We start from the raw sequence: 15,599 nt of genomic DNA on the forward strand, positions 1-15,599 counted from the left end.
CGATGACCTATGGCTTTGCCCCGCTGATCCCGTGGATCTACTTCGTCCCGCTGCTTGCAGTCGCGGCGCTGTTCATCGCCTATGGCCTCTGGCAGAAGGTGCGCGGCGCCTGGCTGCGCCTGGCGGCACTCGCGGCGCTGGGGCTGGCGATCGCCAATCCCTCCATTTTCGTGGAGCTGCGCGATCCGCTCTCGACCATCGTCGCCGTCGTCGTCGACCGCAGCCAGAGCCAGCAGAACGGCGATCGCACCGCGCAGACCGATCGCGCCGTCGAGGGCCTGAAGGAGCGGCTGTCGGCCATACCGCTGATCGAACCTCGCATCATCGAGGCAAACACCGATCCGGCAGATGTGTCGCCATCGACCAATCTCTTCTCCGCGCTCGCCTCCTCGCTGTCTGACGTTCCGCCGGCGCGCATCGGCGGCGCGATTTTCGTCACCGACGGCCAGATCCATGACGTCCCCGATGTCGGTCGCACGCTCGGCTTCGACGCGCCCGTGCACGGGCTGATCACCGGCAAGCCCGATGAATTCGACCGGCGTGTGGAACTGATCAACCCGCCGCGCTTCGGCATCGTGGGCGAGGAGCAGAAGCTCTCGTTCCGGGTGGTCGACGATGGCGCTGCCCCCGGCGGCAGCGCCGAAGTCACGATCCGCCTCAACGGCAACGAGATCGCCCGCGAGCGAGCCGAACCCGGCACCGACGTTCCCTTCGCCTTCAACGTTCCGCGCGGCGGCAACAACGTGCTCGAATTTGCCGTCGATGCCGTTCCGGGCGAAGTGACGACGGCCAACAACCGCGCGGTCCACGTGCTCGACGGCATCCGCGAGAACCTGCGCGTGCTCTTGGTCTCCGGCGAGCCGCATGCCGGCGAGCGCGCCTGGCGCAACCTTCTAAAGTCCGACGCAGCCGTCGATCTCGTGCATTTCACCATTCTGCGCCCGCAGGAAAAGCAGGACGGCACGCCGATCAACGAGTTGTCGCTGATCGCCTTCCCGACGCGCGAACTCTTCGTCGACAAGATCAACGAGTTCGACCTGATCATTCTCGACCGCTACCAGCACCGCGGCCTGCTACCGATCCTCTATTACGACAACATCGCGCAATATGTGGAGAACGGCGGCGCGCTGTTGATCGCGGCCGGCCCCGAACATGCCGGCGACGATTCGATTGCAGCGACACCGCTTGAGGCCGTGCTGCCGGCAGCACCCACGGGCGTGATGAACGAAAAGGCCTTTTTCCCCCGCCTGTCGGAGGAAGGAAAGAAGCATCCGGTGACCCGCGGTCTCGAAGGCTCCGACAGCGAGCCGCCGCACTGGGGCCGCTGGTTCCGCACGGTCGACGTCAACCGGCCGCAGGGCCATACGGTCATGGAAGCGGCCGACGGCAAACCGCTGCTGGTGCTTAACCGCGTCGGCAAGGGCCGCGTCGCGATGCTGCTCTCCGACCAGGGCTGGCTCTGGGCGCGCGGCTTCGAAGGCGGCGGCCCGCACGTGTCGCTCTATCGCCGCACCGCCCATTGGCTGATGCAGGAGCCCTCGCTCGAAGAAGAGGCGCTGACGGCACGCGCCCGCGGCCGCACGCTGGAAATCACCCGCCAGACGATCGATGGCGATCCGGGTCCGGTGACGCTGACCTCGCCTTCCGGCGAGAAGCAGGACGTCAAGCTGACCGAACGTCAGCCGGGCCTCTACTCGGCCGAAGTCGCCACCACCGAAACCGGGCTGTTCGAGATGTCGAACGGCGAGCTCACGGCTCTTGTCCATGTCGGCGACCCCAACGCCCCGGAATTCAAGGCGGCGATCTCGACCGAGGACAAGCTGCGTCCCTGGGCGGACAAGACCAAGGGCCTCGTGCGGCGCCTTGCCAGTGCAGATGGAGCACTCGACCTGCCCACGGTTCTGCCGGTCAGGGGCTCGGTGCGTGCAGCAGACGACCAACGGCTCTCGATCCGCATGACCGACGAGACCGTGTTGAAGGGCGTCAATTCCGTGCCGCTGTTTACCGGCTTCCTTGGTCTCGCGGCACTGCTGCTGCTGATTTCCGCCACCTGGTATCGCGAGGGACGATGAGCGAGCGCACCATGATCATCAGCGACCTTCGCGAAGCGCCGCATTTCTTCGATGCCGCGGCAGACCGCATCTGGCGCGCCTGGTGGGAGCCGCATGGCTTTCCGCTCGAACACATTACCGGCCTGCTTCAGGAGAGCCTTGCCGCCGATACCGAGCAGCTGTGTCTGGTGGCGCATGCCGGCGACGATTTCGTCGGCACCGCCTCGGTCATCGCCTCCGATCTTGAGGAGCGGCGGATCTCACCCCCTGGGTCGCTGCCGTCTGGGTCGATCCGCCGTTCCGCGGCGCAGGCGTCGGCGGCGACATCGTGCTGCAGGCAGCGCAAGCGGCGCTCGATACGGGCGCCGAAGCCGTGCATCTCTGCGCCCTCTCGGGCAAGCGCGCCTTCTACGAGCGCCTCGGCTGGCAACTCGACGAGACGGATGTCGGCGAGGACCGCCTGGATGTCTTCAGCATGCGCCGTGTCGAGAGGTAAGGACCGATGTTCGTCGTCACCGACGCCGCACCGCCCGAGGCGATCGAAGCCATCGGCAACGGCCTGACCGCCTTCAACGCCGCCGATATCGGCCCGTCGGAGCGCCGCCCCCTCGCCGTCCTGGTCGGTGGCCTGGAGGCCAAGGGAGCGCGCGGCGGCTTGAACGGTTACACCGGCTGGGGCTGGCTGTTCGTGCAGTGGCTGTGGCTGCCGGAAGATCTTCGAGGCAAGGGGCTTGCCGGCAAGTTGCTGCAGGCTGCCGAGGACGAAGCGCGCAAGCGCGGCTGCCACAGCGCCTGGATCGACACCTTCAACCCGCTGGCCCTGCGCGCCTACGAACGCCAGGGCTATGCGGCCTTCGGTGAACTGCCGGATTTCCCGGTTGGCCGAACCCGGGTGTTTCTGAAGAAGTCGCTCGTGGCGCGATAAGATCCGCGTCAGCCGGCCAGCGGCAACGCGATCGGCTGCGCCTGCGCCAGCTTGTCATCCCGCCAGGCAATAACGCCGGAAAGTCCGGCGTGCACGCCCTCGGCCATCGGCACGACAAGCACCCGCGCCGGATCGACCGGCCCCGGAAACTCGAGTGCCGCGTAGCGCACCTTCTCGAAACCGAGCGGCTGATAATAAGGCGGGTCGCCGACGAGGATCACCGCATGCGAGCCCTTCCGCCGTGCCGCCTCGACCGCGATGCGCACCAGTTCCCGCCCGATACCCTGGTTCTTGTGCGACGGCCGGACGGCGAGCGGCCCGAGCAGATGGCCCTTGATCGAGCCCGCCATGACAGGCGTCATCCGGACCGATGCGATCGTCTCGCCGTTGTCGGCGCAGATGAACGACAGCGACCGGTCATGCGGCCCCTGCTCGCGGATGCGCGCAGCAGCGCGTGCGAACCGGCCGGGGCCGAAAGCTTCTTCGTTGATGATTTCGATGGCTGCGTCGTGGGACGCGTCTTCGGTCAGATAGACGAGATCGTGCTTTTTCATGAGATCGAGAAACCAGGCATGCGAACAGACATAGGGATGGCTTCGCCCGATGAGGGCGTTGGCAGCATCAGCGTCGTCGCAGGTTTCCCGAGAACGTCATCTGTGTGGATTCTTCCAGACACGAAAAAAGTTGTGAAATCGCCGATAGCAGAAATTTGCCCTCTGTCAAAGCCTAAAACGCACTGTTCCGATTTCGCTACCTATCGAATGGCGCTGGAAGCGTTATCTATTGAGGCAACGATCACGAAGGAGTTTGTCCGATGGGCAGGTTGGTGGATGGCGTCTGGCAGGACGTCTGGTACGACACGGTGGCAACGAACGGTCACTTCAAGCGCAGCGCTTCGCAGTTCCGCAACTGGGTGACGGCGGACGGATCGGCCGGCCCGAGCGGCGACGCCGGCTTCAAGGCCGAGGCCGGTCGCTACCATCTCTATGTTTCGCTCGCCTGTCCCTGGGCCCACCGCACGCTGATCTTCCGCAAGCTGAAGAAGCTCGAGGACCTGATCTCGGTTTCGGTGGTCGATCCGCTGATGCTCGCCCAGGGCTGGGAGTTCAAGGACGGCGGCATCGGCACCGGCGACCATCTCTTCGGTTCGAAGGCGCTGTGGCAGGTCTATACCCGCGCCGACACCAACTATTCCGGCCGCGTGACCGTTCCCATCCTCTGGGACAAGAAGCAGAACACGATCGTCTCGAATGAATCCTCCGAGATCATCCGGATGTTCAATTCCGCCTTCGATGGTCTGACCGGCTCGACGCTCGATTTCTACCCGGAAGAATTGCGCGGCGAGATCGATGCAATGAACACCGACGTCTACAACGACGTCAACAACGGCGTCTACAAGGCCGGCTTTGCCACCACACAATCCGCCTACGAGGAAAGTGTGAGCGCACTCTTTGCCCGCCTGGACAAGCTCGAAGAGCGCCTCGGCTCGCACCGTTACCTCACCGGCAGCCGTCTCACCGAGGCTGACTGGCGGCTGTTCACGACGCTGGTGCGCTTCGACCCCGTCTATGTCGGCCACTTCAAGTGCAACGTCCGCCGCATCGCCGACTATCCGAACCTGCAAGGGTATCTGCGGGAACTCTATCAGGTGCCGGGCGTGGCCGAGACCGTCGACATGCGCCACATCAAGGAGCACTACTACCGCAGCCACACGACCATCACCCCGACGGGCGTCGTGCCGGTGGGTCCAGTACTCGACCTCACCGCCCCGCACGGCCGTGAAGCGCTGTAACACTGCACTGAAAGGGCAATCGATCGCTACCAGTAGCGATCGATTGCGACGTCGCCGGCAAGTTCCGCAAGCCGGCGGCGTGTCGCCGGCGTGGTGTCGTCAGGCAGCGCGTCCAGTGCGAAGAAGCCACTTTCGGAAATCTCGAGATCGGGCGTTTTCGGCGCGCTCTGGCTGACACCGTCACAGCGGTAGAAGACGACGTGGTCGCGGCGGCTCGTGCGCCTGTTGTAGTAGACCTGGACGAGCACCGGCGGCGCCGAAACTTCGAGGTTCCCCTCCTCGCGCAACTCCCGCAGCAAGCCGTCGATCGAGGCCTCGTCGCGGTCGAGCCCCCCGCCCGGCAGGTGCCAGCCCGGCAGGTAGGAGTGGCGGACGAGGAAAACGCAACCCTCGCCATCGAAACAGGCCGCCCGCACACCCATCGTCATGCCGCGCGCCACAGCGTAATAGCCATGCGCAAGCCACATCAGGAGCCGGAGATACCAGCGCCGCATCTCCGGTGGACGATTCTCTTCCAGGCGTTTTTTCCTTCCTCGTCCCGGCCACGCGCGATTCATCGGGCGACCTGATTCCCCTCGGCCGGAATATGCGCTAGACGGGGGCGATGTTCAAACTTGCCCATATCTCCGATGTTCATCTCGGGCCGCTGCCCGAGCTATCCCTCAGGGAACTCGCCTCCAAACGCATCACCGGTTTCGTCAACTGGCACCGCAACCGCAGCCGCCATCTCTTTACCGGTACGCTCGACACCCTGCTGGCCGACATCGAGAAGAAGGATCCGGACCATCTGGCGATGACGGGCGATCTCGTCAATCTCGCCTCCTCGCTCGAGATCAAGGCGGTCACCGAATGGCTGGAGGATGCGGGCAAGCCGGAGAACATCTCCGTCGTTCCGGGCAACCACGACGCCTATGTTCCGGGCGCCTACGAGAAGACCACCCGTGCCTGGTATCCCTATATGCGCGGCGACGATGCGCCAGCGCATTGGCATGACCGGCACCGCTGCTTTCCCTATATGCGCGTGCGCGGCCCGGTGGCGCTGATCGGCTGCTCGACCGCCGTTGCGACCCCGCCCTTTGCCGCCAGCGGCTATTTCGGCCAGCGCCAGGCCCGCGCCACCGTCAACCTGCTCAGACAAGCCGGCGAAGCCGGGCTCTTCCGCATCGTCATGATCCACCATCCGCCGATCCGCGGCGCAACCTCGATGCACAAGCGCATGATCGGCATTCGCCGCTTTGCTGCGACGATCTCGTCCGGCGGCGCGGAACTCGTGATCCACGGCCACACGCACCTCAACACTGTCTATTGGCTGAAGGGCCAGCATGCCCCTGTCCCGGTTGTCGGCATCGCCTCGGCCTCGCAAGGCCCTGGCGGCCACAAGCCGCCGGCAGCCTACAACCTGTTCACCGTCGCCGGTGAAGCCGGAAACTGGCACCTGACGCGCGAGCGCTACGCCCTGAACGACGATGCCACCACGGTGTCGCTCGCCGAAACCACACGCTTCTAGCCGAACGCAGCCTCCCTCCGCAGAAAATTCATCGCCCGGCGAATAAACCCCGGCCCTGCTGCGTCATACTCCGGTCCGCCGCCGCATGGCAGCGCGCCCGCCTCTGCGCGAATGCAGGACACGCAGTCGTTTGAACCAGCGCGAGGCTTTCGCGGTCATGCGCCAGCAATGGGAGATGGCATGATGAACCACAAGAACCTCGTTTTCGCCCTGTTTGCCGCCGGGGCAACCAGCTTCATGGCGCATGCGGTGATGGCCGCCGGCGAGGATACGAGCGAACCGCCGAAGAAAACCAAGACCACCAGCGAATGCACCGACGGCAAGGTGTGGGACGCCAAGAAAAAGGCCTGCGTTGACGCCAAGAAGAGCGACCTTGGCGACGACATCCTGTTCCAGGCGGCCCGTGAACTCGCCTATGCCGGCCAGTATGAGAATTCGATCAAGGTGCTCGGCGCCGTCAAGGACCAGCAGAGCGCCCGGGTGCTCAACTATCTCGGCTATGCCAACCGCAAGGCCGGGCGCATGGAACTCGGCATGCAGTACTACAAGCGCGCGCTCCAGGCCGACGAGAACTACATCCTCGCCCGCTCCTACATGGGCCAGGCGCTCATCGAACAGGGCCGTGTCGAGGAAGCGCGGGTGCAACTGGTCGAGATCCGCGACCGCGGCGGCGAAAACACCTGGGCCTACCGCGCCCTGCTTCAGTCGCTGGGTGGCGTCCGTCAGTACTGACCGGGCGATAAAATGGACGGGCGGCGCCAGGCGCCGCCTCGATCCGACGTGCCGCGGAGACGCACCGGGACGTCAGGTTTTCTTCGACCCGCTTGCCGTCGTCTTCTTGGGCTCGGTTCCCTTGGCCGCATTTCCCTTCGCCGCGTCTGCCGGAGCATCGCTTCCCGTCGTGCCATCGGCAATCGACTTTGCCTCGTTCTTCTTTTCCGACCATTCCGGCGGCAGGCCGAGCGCGCCGCCGGCGATGCCGCCAAGACCGGATCCCTTGCCGAACACGGCGCAATCCGGATCGGTGGGTTTGCCGGTGACCGCATAGGCGACGCTGTTCTTGACGTTCTTCATCGACGGCAGCTCGAAATCGGACTTCATCGGGTCGCCCGATTTTTCGAGCAGCGCGCTGAAGTCGCCCGAGAAATCGCCTGCAAGCTCGAAGGCGTCTGCGGCCGTCGAGGCGCGGGAGCCGTTGGTGAGGATGTTGGCGCCACGCGCCCAGGCAAGGCCCGCGATCTGCTTGCCCTGCGGGTCGAAGGCCTCCGCCTCGACCGCGAGGCTTCCAAGACCAATGGGAATGCGCGGAACCGGGATCGGAGAAACGGCCGAGGTGACGGTCGACACGCCGGCGACGACGGCATTTGTCGATTTGACCTTGCTGATCACGGAGCGTACCGCCATGTCGGCGGGCTTGGAGATCGGCACGACGTCGAACTGTGCGCTCAAAGCTTCGCAAAGCGACCGGTCGATTGCGGTTGCCACCAGCTTCTTCTGCGGATCCCCGAGCTTGTCGAGATCCGCAGTGGCGGCAAAGGTCGTCGGGATTACATGCACGGTCTTGACGTTCTTGGTGGCGGCGGCATCCACCCGGTACTTCGTCTTGGTCACCATCCCGTCGCTGGCGACGAAATCCTTGTAGGAGGAAAGCGACCCCGTTTCCAAGACCTGGGCGCTCTGGCAGGCGGCAAGCCCCACAAACAGCGGCACCAGCGCAGCCGTGCGTATCACGGCCGTACCTCGCCGAATGCGGCGTCCGCCACAATGTCTCCCGACAAACCTGACAATACTCATGCCATTGCGATGCTGTGCGTTCATTGGCGTGTCCCCGACATCGACCTGCAGTTGTGCATGACGTCCAGTCAGATTCGGGCCGAACTTTGACGCGATCTCCGCCCACCGTTGCAGTTAACGGTAACGAAGCGCGTGATTAACGGGCGCGGGCAAGCGAAAGCTTTTTGGGAAAAGGAGCGATGAAGCAGCAGAATTTGCTTTCCGTTCCGGGACTTCCCTTGCAGACTAAGGAGCAAATGTTTCATATCATCCGCTCGTGCCCAGCACGGCGAATAAATGCATGATCCGGCACGTTTCATTGGAAGAGAAATGCGTCCAGCGGCAGAAACGAAGGACTTCAGACGCGACTTGGTCAGCCTGCTGCCCAAATTGCGCCGTTTCGCGATGACGCTGACGCGCAATGCCAATGACGCCGACGACCTCGTCCAGGAAGCCTGCGAGCGCGCGATCACCCGCAGCCACCTCTGGAACGGAGAGGGCCGGCTGGAAAGCTGGGTCTACGCGATGACGCGCAATCTCTGGGTCGACGAAATCCGCAAGCGCAAGGTCCGCACCGGCAGCGGCACGGTCGACGCACTCGGACATGACGAGCTCAGCATCGAGCCCGCGGCCGAAAAAGCCGTCTACGCCAATCAGTTGCAGAAGATGATCCTGTCGATGCCCGAGGGGCTGGCGAGCGTGTTCCTGCTGGTCAATGTCGAAGGCCACAGCTATCGCGAGACCGCCGATATCCTGGGCATTCCGATCGGCACCGTCATGAGCAGACTGTCGACCGCGCGCCTCAGGCTCGCGGCGATGATCTCAGAGAATACCGAAAGGAGGGCCTGACCGTTGCAACAGACAAGGGGTCAAGCGCTCGAAGTGCGCCTTTCCGCCTATATCGACGGCGAGATCGGCGAAGCTGAACGAACCGAACTCGACGCGATTCTTGCCCGCGACGAGGACGCCAAGGCATTGTTCGAGAGGCTGAAGGCCGGCAGCAGCTTTGGCGATACCGCCTTCGAGGATTTCCTGCACGATCCCGTGCCGCTCGCTCTCGTCCGGCAAATCAAGCAGGGTCCCGGGAGCAACCCGAAGACCGAGCGGATTGCCGCAACCACGACCACTGTCCGGCACGCACGGGTCTGGCCACGCATGCTTGCGGCATCCGCGGCCCTGTTGCTGCTCGGCGGCGGCGCCGGCTTCATCGTCGGGACGGCGAACACCGGCAGCGAGCCGGCCAAGCTCGCCGCCGCCCGTGGCTGGCTCGACGACATCGCCGACTATCACCGCATCTATTCGCGGCAGAAGGAGCATCTGGTCGAGGTCCCAGCGACGGAAGCGCCGAAGATCGAGACCTGGCTTGCCTCTAGCGTCGGCGTTCCCTTCAAGATCCCGCAGCTTTCCGGCAAGGGCCTGACCTTCGAGGGTGCCCGGCTGCTCGTCGCCAACGGCAAGCCCGTGGCACAGCTCGTCTACCGCAGCGTCGAAGGCGAGATCTTCGCGATCTGTTTCCTCAAGAGCACCACCGGCCCGCAGGCGGACCAGTTCGACGAAAGCATCCGCGACGATCTCGGCATGGTCTCCTGGCAGCGAGGCGGCGCCTCGTTCGTGCTCGTCGGCCCCTCTTCCCATGTCGGCATGCAGGACATCGCCGAAGCCGCCGCCGCGACGATCTGACATCAGCGGCAGTCCCCTACCCCTAAAACGACCCCACCCCTGAAACGAAAAGGCCGCGCCGGGTTTCCCCGACGCGGCCGCATTTCGTCACGGTGAAGCGTATCAGCCGCGCTGCATCTCGAGCACACGGTTGGCCGCCGAAACAATGGCTTCAAGGGAAGCGGCAACGATGTTGGTGTTGATACCGGCGCCGAACAGCTTGCCGCCGGGATGCTCCATCTCGACATAGGCGATCGCGGCCGCGTTCGAGCCGTGCTGCAGCGAGTGCTCGGAATAGTCCGCGACCGAGAGGTCGATGCCGAGATAAATCGACAGCGCGTTGATGAAGCCGTCGATCGGGCCGGTGCCCTTGCCTTCGATGCGCTTGACCTCGCCATTGTCCGTGATCTCGGCGGCCACCACGCGCACGCCCTTGTGCTCGCCCACCGGATAGGTGTGGTGATCGACGAACTTGATGCGCGCGCCCGGCTGCTCGACATAGCGCTCGATGAAGCGCTCGTAGATCTTCTTCGACGGAAGCTCCTTGCCCTCTTCGTCGGTGATGCGCTGGATGTCCTCGCGGAACTCGACCTGCAGGTTGCGCGGCAGGTTGATGCCGTAGTCTTCCTGCAGGATATAGGCGATGCCGCCCTTGCCCGACTGCGAGTTGATGCGGATGATCGCCTCGTAGGAGCGGCCGACGTCACGCGGGTCGATCGGCAGATACGGCACTTCCCAGAGCGGCTTGTTGGCGGTCTTGATCGCCTTCATGCCCTTGTTGATCGCGTCCTGATGCGAGCCGGAAAAGGCCGTGTAGACCAGTTCGCCGACGTAAGGATGACGCTCGGGAATGACCATCTGGTTGGAGTATTCGTAGACTTCCTTGATCCGCTCGATGTCGGAGCAGTCGAGTTGCGGATCGACGCCCTGCGTGAACATGTTCAGCGCCAGCGTCACGACGTCGACGTTGCCGGTGCGCTCGCCATTGCCGAACAGCGTGCCTTCGACACGGTCCGCACCTGCCATCAGGCCCAATTCGGTGGCGGCAATGCCGGTGCCGCGGTCGTTGTGCGGGTGCAGCGAGATGATCAGGCTCTCGCGGTTGTCGAGGTTGCGGCACATCCATTCGATCTGGTCGGCATAGATGTTCGGCGTCGCCATCTCGACGGTCGAGGGCAGGTTCAGGATCAGCTTGTTGTCCGGCGTCGGCTTGACGATCTCGGTGACCGCGTTGCAGATCTCCAGCGCGACTTCGAGCTCGGTACCGGTAAAGCTTTCCGGCGAATATTCGAAGCGGTAGCCGCCGCCGGCCTTGGCCGCCATGTCGGTGATCATCTTGGCGGCATCGGTCGCGATCTGCTTGATGCCGCGCACATCCTTGGCAAACACCACGCGGCGCTGCAACTCACTGGTGGAGTTGTAGAAATGCACGATCGGCTGGTGCGCGCCTTCCAAGGCCTCGAAGGTGCGGGTGATCAGCTCGGGCCGGCACTGAACCAGCACCTGCAGCGACACATCCTTGGCGACATTGCCTTCCTCGATGCACCAGCGGGCAAAATCGAAGTCGGTCTGCGAAGCCGAGGGGAAGCCGATCTCGATTTCCTTGAAGCCCATGTCGAGCAGCAGCTGGAACATGCGGGCCTTGCGGTCGTGGCCCATCGGGTCGACCAGCGACTGGTTGCCGTCGCGCAGGTCGACCGAGCACCAGATCGGCGCCTTGGTGATCGTCTTCGACGGCCAGGTGCGGTCGGTGAGCGCAATCTGCGGATAGGCCTGGTACTTCACCGCCGCTTCCGGCATGCCAATCTTAACGGGATGGGATTTCTGGATCATTGCAGCTTCTCTTCATCACTGGACGTCCTGGCCGCCTTGCCATAGCCGATCGGGGATCGGATTGCGATGGCTAATGCCGCGCCGAACGCGCCTTTATTCTAAAACACTTGATGGGGTCGAGGAGCATCCGCCGGCGTGGCTTTTCGGCCGCCGGGCGCTCCTCAGCGAACCCGGCAACCGCGAGTAAGGCCGAGAAGAAGAAGCGAGGCGAAGGCGCGCGACGGCGCACGATTGGTATCGTGTCCGGCGGGGATCGAGGCGATCCGATATGCGTCAGCCTTGGTCATGATCAAAGCCTATACACGGCTTGCCGGAGCGGAGCAAGCCGCGCGATGACGAGGATCACCGCAAAAGAAAAGGGCACCGGCGAACTGCCGATGCCCTCCAAAACCTTGGCTTGCGTGCGAACTCAGATGTCCGCAGCAGACGAGATGATCCGCGAAACGAGACCGTAGGACTTCGCTTCCTCGGCAGAAAGCCAGTAGTCGCGGTCCGTGTCCTTGGCGATCTTCTCCACCGGCTGGCCGGTCGCGTCAGCGAAGATCTTGTTCAGGCGGTCGTTCATCTTGATGATTTCGCGTGCCTGGATCTCGATGTCCGAAGCCATGCCGCGGGTGCCGCCCGACGGTTGGTGAAGCAGGAAGCGGGTGTTCGGCAGGCAAATGCGGCGCTCCTTCGGGGCGCCGACAAAGATCAGCGCGCCGGCGGAAGCGACCCAGCCGGTACCGATGGTCCAGACCTTCGGCTTCACGAACTTGATCATGTCGTGGATGCTGTCACCCGACTCGACATGGCCGCCCGGCGAATTGACGAAGATGCGGATGTCTTCGTCGCTGGCGGCGGCAAGCGCCACGAGCTGCGAGCAGACCTTCTGCGCCAGTTCCTGATTGATAGAGCCGTAGATGAAAATCGAACGCGACTTGAAAAGGTTCGCCTCCGTTTCCTTGCCGAGCGGCAATTCGGTCTTCTTGTCGTCCTCGTCGTCGTTCATCATCCGTTTTTCTCCGGCGTCTCATGAAGTCTTCAGTCAAAGTCAGATAATGCGACTCGACCCCGAAGACAATGCAACAAACCGAAGCGGCGACAAAGCGGCAAGGTCGACTACGCTTATGGTAAAAGCACCTACCGCCAAATGCCGTATAGACAGGCCCGCAGCGCCCAATAAGATCGTCAGCGTCAAACACTCGAGAGTGGGGCCGACCTCCCAGGTCCCGCCGATCCATGGGGACACGCATGAACAGACGCATCCTGATCGCCGCTGCGGCGCTGATCGCCTCCGCCGCACCCGCTTTCGCCCATCTCAATCCGGCAGAGCACGGCTCGTTTGCCGCCGGGTTCTCGCATCCGCTGTTCGGACTTGACCATATCCTGGTCATGATCGCCGTCGGCCTCTGGGCCGCCCAGATCGGTGGGCGGGCGCTGTGGGTCGTCCCGACGGCCTTTGTCTCGATGATGGCGGTCGGCTTCGCGCTGGCGGTTGCCGGTGTCGGCCTCCCCTTCGTCGAGCCGGCGATCCTCGCCTCCGTCGTCGCACTCGGCCTCCTCGTCGCCATGGCTGTACGCCTGGATATCGCTGCATCGGCAGCGATCGTCGGCGTCTTCGCCCTCTTCCACGGCCATGCCCATGGCGGCGAACTCGGCAGCGCCGGTGCACTTGCCTTCTCGGTCGGCTTCATCCTTGCCACCGCAGCACTTCACGTGGCCGGCATCGGCCTCGGCATCGCCCTTCAGCGCCTCTCCGGCAGCGGCCTGCTTGCCCGCGTCTTCGGTGGTCTCACGGCACTGGCCGGCGCTGCCTTGATCTTCAGCTGATCAAGACCAATAGTTTTCTCGCTTCAAAATACTATCGCTCGCAACCTGGACGTTGTGAGCGATCGCCCGTTCAGATGCGCCGCTATTGGCCCTGCATTCCCTGTCGAAGCTTGCGAGCGGCTTCTGTAACTCGCCCGAGTTCTGCCTCTGAACTCATATGGCTTCGCGCGTGCAACAAGGCGGGGCTCCGAACTGCGCCATCCACTCATATCTTGGCACCATCCAGAGATGAAAATGGTGCGACGTATCTTCGTTATAGAAATAGTAGACGTGCTCGATGCCGAGTTGCTTTTTCTGCTGTGCCCTCAGCTTCTGGACGAGGGGCACGAACTCAGCGGTTTCGCCCGGCACCATATCTGTCAGAAGCCTGAAATGCCGCTTCGCAGCGACAATAACTAGACCGGGAACGGGGTAAGCGACGTCTTGGTGGGCGTGAAAATACTCTGTCTCGAAGATGGCGCCACCGAGAATTGGTCTGCGCCCTGAAACCAGTTCACAGCTTAGACAAGTACTACCCACGCGCAGCCCTCGCTCTCCTGCTCAGCGGCAAAAGCGTGCGACAGACGCGCGTGGCCGAGTCCCAGGTTGGCGCTATCTCAGCATATCAACCGCGACCGCGATAGGTCGGCACGCCCTGGTCGGGCAGCCACAGGCCCTCCGGCGGCTTGCCGGTCTGCCAGAAGACGTCGATCGGGATGCCGCCGCGGGGATACCAATAGGCGCCGATCCGCAGCCAGCGCGGGGAAAGCAGCGAGGCCAGTCGGCTGGCGATCTCGATGGTGCAGTCCTCGTGAAAAGCGCCGTGATTGCGGAAGGAATGCAGGAACAGCTTCAGCGACTTCGATTCCACCAGCCACTCGTCCGGCACATAGTCGATGACGATATGCGCGAAATCCGGCTGGCCGGTCATCGGGCAGAGCGAGGTGAATTCCGGCGCGGTGAAACGCACCAGATAATCCTTGCCCTTGTTGCCGCTCGGCACACGCTCCAGAACAGCGTCTTCCGGGCTCTGCGGCAGGTCGACCTTTGCGCCCAGTTGCGAAAGGCCGGATACGTCAGTCTTGCTCATTTGCCTGTTGCTCCATGAGAACATCCGCGCGCGGATGCGGTCGACGCTGGCCTCAGCCCTCGCCGGCCCGCTCCGTTTGCGGCCGTTAAATCAGAACTGCCTCAAGAAGGAAACCTCGTCACGGTTGAAGCGCCGTCGACCGTGAATCAGTGGCGCCCGACTGTCGTCTTCACCCGCACACCATGCGCCTTCTCGCCTTCGGGCTCCACATGGATCGCGATCTTGGCGCCGGGATGCACGGCACGGATCGCGTCTTCGATGCGGTCGCAGATATCATGCGCCTCGCCGACCGGCATCAGCTCCGGCACGACCATGTGAAAGTCCACGAAGATAGCCGGCCCGGCCTGGCGGGTCTTGAGATCATGCACGCCCAGCGAGCCGGCGGCATTGGCGGCGATCGCCTGCTTGATCGCCTCTTCCTCCTCGGCCGGCACAGCCCGGTCCATCAGACCGTCGATCGAACGCGAGATCACCATCCAGCCCTGATAGAGAATGTTGCAGGCGACGATGACGGCAAGCAAGGGATCGAGGATCGCATAGCCGGTGGCAATCGCGAGAACGAGACCGATGAGAACGCCGATCGAGGTGACGACGTCCGACAGGATATGATGGCCGTCGGCGCTCAGCGCTGGCGAGCGGTGCTTGCGACCGGCGGTGATCAGCACATAGGCCCAGATGGCGTTGATGACGCCGGCCACGAAGTTGATCGCAAGTCCAAGTGCCGGGGCCTCCATCAACACCGGCGCCATCATTGCCGGTACCGCCTCCCAGACAATGAGCAATGCCGCAACGACGATCAGCACGCCTTCGATGACGGCCGAGAAATACTCCGCCTTGTGGTGACCGAAGGGATGGCCGGCGTCGGCCGGCTTGGAGGCATAGCCGATCATCAGATAGGCGATGACCGCCGCGATCACGTTGACGGTCGATTCCAGCCCGTCGGAGAGAAGCGCGATCGAGCCTGTCAGCCACCAGGCAAGCAGCTTCAGGCCGAGCACAGCGAGCGAGAGCGGTATGCCCCAGAAAGCAAGGCGGAGCACGGTGCGGTTTTCGGTTCCAGATGTCATTGTCATTCCTCGTGCAGATGCAAACGAGTTGCAAACGCAAGCCCATTCAAACGCAAAACCGCCCGCGCGAATTTTCGCGCAGGCGGTCGATGGACAAGCATATGCTGGATT

16 protein-coding genes are annotated in these 15,599 nt (G+C 63.4%); 9 read left to right on the forward strand and 7 right to left on the reverse strand.

Features of this window, described 5'->3' with window-relative positions; translation table 11 throughout:
• Positions 1 to 2: 2 nt before the first annotated feature.
• The 3 genes from IB267_RS06770 to IB267_RS06780 all read left to right on the forward strand — a co-directional run bounded on the left by IB267_RS06770 (position 3) and on the right by IB267_RS06780 (position 2,976).
• Positions 3 to 2,072: a hypothetical protein gene (locus IB267_RS06770; protein WP_192446918.1), complete on the forward strand. Its 2,070-nt coding sequence runs from the start codon at positions 3 to 5 to the stop codon at positions 2,070 to 2,072.
• A gap of 307 nt (positions 2,073 to 2,379) precedes the next feature.
• Positions 2,380 to 2,547, forward strand: a complete 168-nt coding sequence (locus IB267_RS33255; RefSeq protein WP_371742502.1) for a hypothetical protein — start codon at positions 2,380 to 2,382, stop codon at positions 2,545 to 2,547.
• Between the two features lie 6 nt (positions 2,548 to 2,553).
• Positions 2,554 to 2,976, forward strand: coding sequence for an N-acetyltransferase (locus IB267_RS06780; protein ID WP_192446919.1), 423 nt, complete (start codon positions 2,554 to 2,556; stop codon positions 2,974 to 2,976).
• Between the two features lie 8 nt (positions 2,977 to 2,984).
• On the opposite strand, the gene IB267_RS06785 is transcribed toward IB267_RS06780, so the two are convergent.
• Positions 2,985 to 3,530, reverse strand: a complete 546-nt coding sequence (locus tag IB267_RS06785; protein ID WP_192446920.1) for a GNAT family N-acetyltransferase — start codon at positions 3,528 to 3,530, stop codon at positions 2,985 to 2,987.
• Between the two features lie 260 nt (positions 3,531 to 3,790).
• Between IB267_RS06785 and IB267_RS06790 the strand changes: the two genes are divergently transcribed.
• Positions 3,791 to 4,768, forward strand: a complete 978-nt coding sequence (locus tag IB267_RS06790) for a glutathione S-transferase family protein (RefSeq protein ID WP_192446921.1) — start codon at positions 3,791 to 3,793, stop codon at positions 4,766 to 4,768.
• Positions 4,769 to 4,794: 26 nt separating this feature from the next.
• On the opposite strand, the gene IB267_RS06795 is transcribed toward IB267_RS06790, so the two are convergent.
• A complete protein-coding gene (locus IB267_RS06795) occupies positions 4,795 to 5,262 on the reverse strand; it encodes an NUDIX domain-containing protein (RefSeq protein WP_371742503.1) in 468 nt (155 codons plus the stop codon).
• Positions 5,263 to 5,372: 110 nt separating this feature from the next.
• On the opposite strand from IB267_RS06795, the gene IB267_RS06800 reads away from it, so the two are divergent.
• Together IB267_RS06800 and IB267_RS06805 are read left to right on the forward strand one after the other, a co-directional pair.
• Positions 5,373 to 6,275, forward strand: a complete 903-nt coding sequence (locus IB267_RS06800; RefSeq protein WP_034788848.1) for a metallophosphoesterase — start codon at positions 5,373 to 5,375, stop codon at positions 6,273 to 6,275.
• A 183-nt stretch (positions 6,276 to 6,458) separates the two neighbouring features.
• Complete coding sequence (locus IB267_RS06805; RefSeq protein ID WP_192447208.1) at positions 6,459 to 7,007, forward strand: tetratricopeptide repeat protein; 549 nt, start codon at positions 6,459 to 6,461, stop codon at positions 7,005 to 7,007.
• Positions 7,008 to 7,079: 72 nt separating this feature from the next.
• On the opposite strand, the gene IB267_RS06810 is transcribed toward IB267_RS06805, so the two are convergent.
• The gene (locus IB267_RS06810) at positions 7,080 to 8,006 is read right to left on the reverse strand and encodes a DUF3313 domain-containing protein (protein ID WP_192446923.1); all 927 of its coding nucleotides are present in this window, start codon (positions 8,004 to 8,006) and stop codon (positions 7,080 to 7,082) included.
• A 372-nt stretch (positions 8,007 to 8,378) separates the two neighbouring features.
• Here IB267_RS06810 and IB267_RS06815 point away from each other — a divergent pair, with 372 nt between their 5' ends.
• Together IB267_RS06815 and IB267_RS06820 are read left to right on the forward strand one after the other, a co-directional pair.
• Positions 8,379 to 8,897 (forward strand): RNA polymerase sigma factor, encoded by a 519-nt coding sequence (locus tag IB267_RS06815; RefSeq protein WP_192446924.1) that lies wholly within the window; start codon positions 8,379 to 8,381, stop codon positions 8,895 to 8,897.
• Positions 8,898 to 8,900: 3 nt separating this feature from the next.
• Positions 8,901 to 9,728: an anti-sigma factor gene (locus tag IB267_RS06820; protein ID WP_192446925.1), complete on the forward strand. Its 828-nt coding sequence runs from the start codon at positions 8,901 to 8,903 to the stop codon at positions 9,726 to 9,728.
• Between the two features lie 102 nt (positions 9,729 to 9,830).
• On the opposite strand, the gene leuA is transcribed toward IB267_RS06820, so the two are convergent.
• Together leuA and IB267_RS06830 are read right to left on the reverse strand one after the other, a co-directional pair.
• A complete protein-coding gene (gene leuA, locus IB267_RS06825; protein WP_043621053.1) occupies positions 9,831 to 11,540 on the reverse strand; it encodes a 2-isopropylmalate synthase in 1,710 nt (569 codons plus the stop codon).
• A gap of 409 nt (positions 11,541 to 11,949) precedes the next feature.
• On the reverse strand, positions 11,950 to 12,534 hold the full coding sequence (locus tag IB267_RS06830) for an ATP-dependent Clp protease proteolytic subunit (protein ID WP_034788862.1): 585 nt from the start codon (positions 12,532 to 12,534) through the stop codon (positions 11,950 to 11,952).
• A gap of 239 nt (positions 12,535 to 12,773) precedes the next feature.
• Here IB267_RS06830 and IB267_RS06835 point away from each other — a divergent pair, with 239 nt between their 5' ends.
• Positions 12,774 to 13,352, forward strand: coding sequence for a HupE/UreJ family protein (locus tag IB267_RS06835; RefSeq protein WP_192446926.1), 579 nt, complete (start codon positions 12,774 to 12,776; stop codon positions 13,350 to 13,352).
• Positions 13,353 to 13,956: 604 nt separating this feature from the next.
• On the opposite strand, the gene queF is transcribed toward IB267_RS06835, so the two are convergent.
• Together queF and IB267_RS06845 are read right to left on the reverse strand one after the other, a co-directional pair.
• The gene (gene queF, locus IB267_RS06840) at positions 13,957 to 14,421 is read right to left on the reverse strand and encodes a preQ(1) synthase (protein WP_192446927.1); all 465 of its coding nucleotides are present in this window, start codon (positions 14,419 to 14,421) and stop codon (positions 13,957 to 13,959) included.
• A gap of 146 nt (positions 14,422 to 14,567) precedes the next feature.
• Entirely contained in the window at positions 14,568 to 15,494 is a 927-nt protein-coding gene (locus IB267_RS06845; RefSeq protein ID WP_043621059.1) for a cation diffusion facilitator family transporter, read from the reverse strand.
• Positions 15,495 to 15,599 lie beyond the last annotated feature (105 nt).

This window comes from Ensifer sp. ENS09 (assembly GCF_014852425.1).
GTDB lineage: Bacteria > Pseudomonadota > Alphaproteobacteria > Rhizobiales > Rhizobiaceae > Ensifer.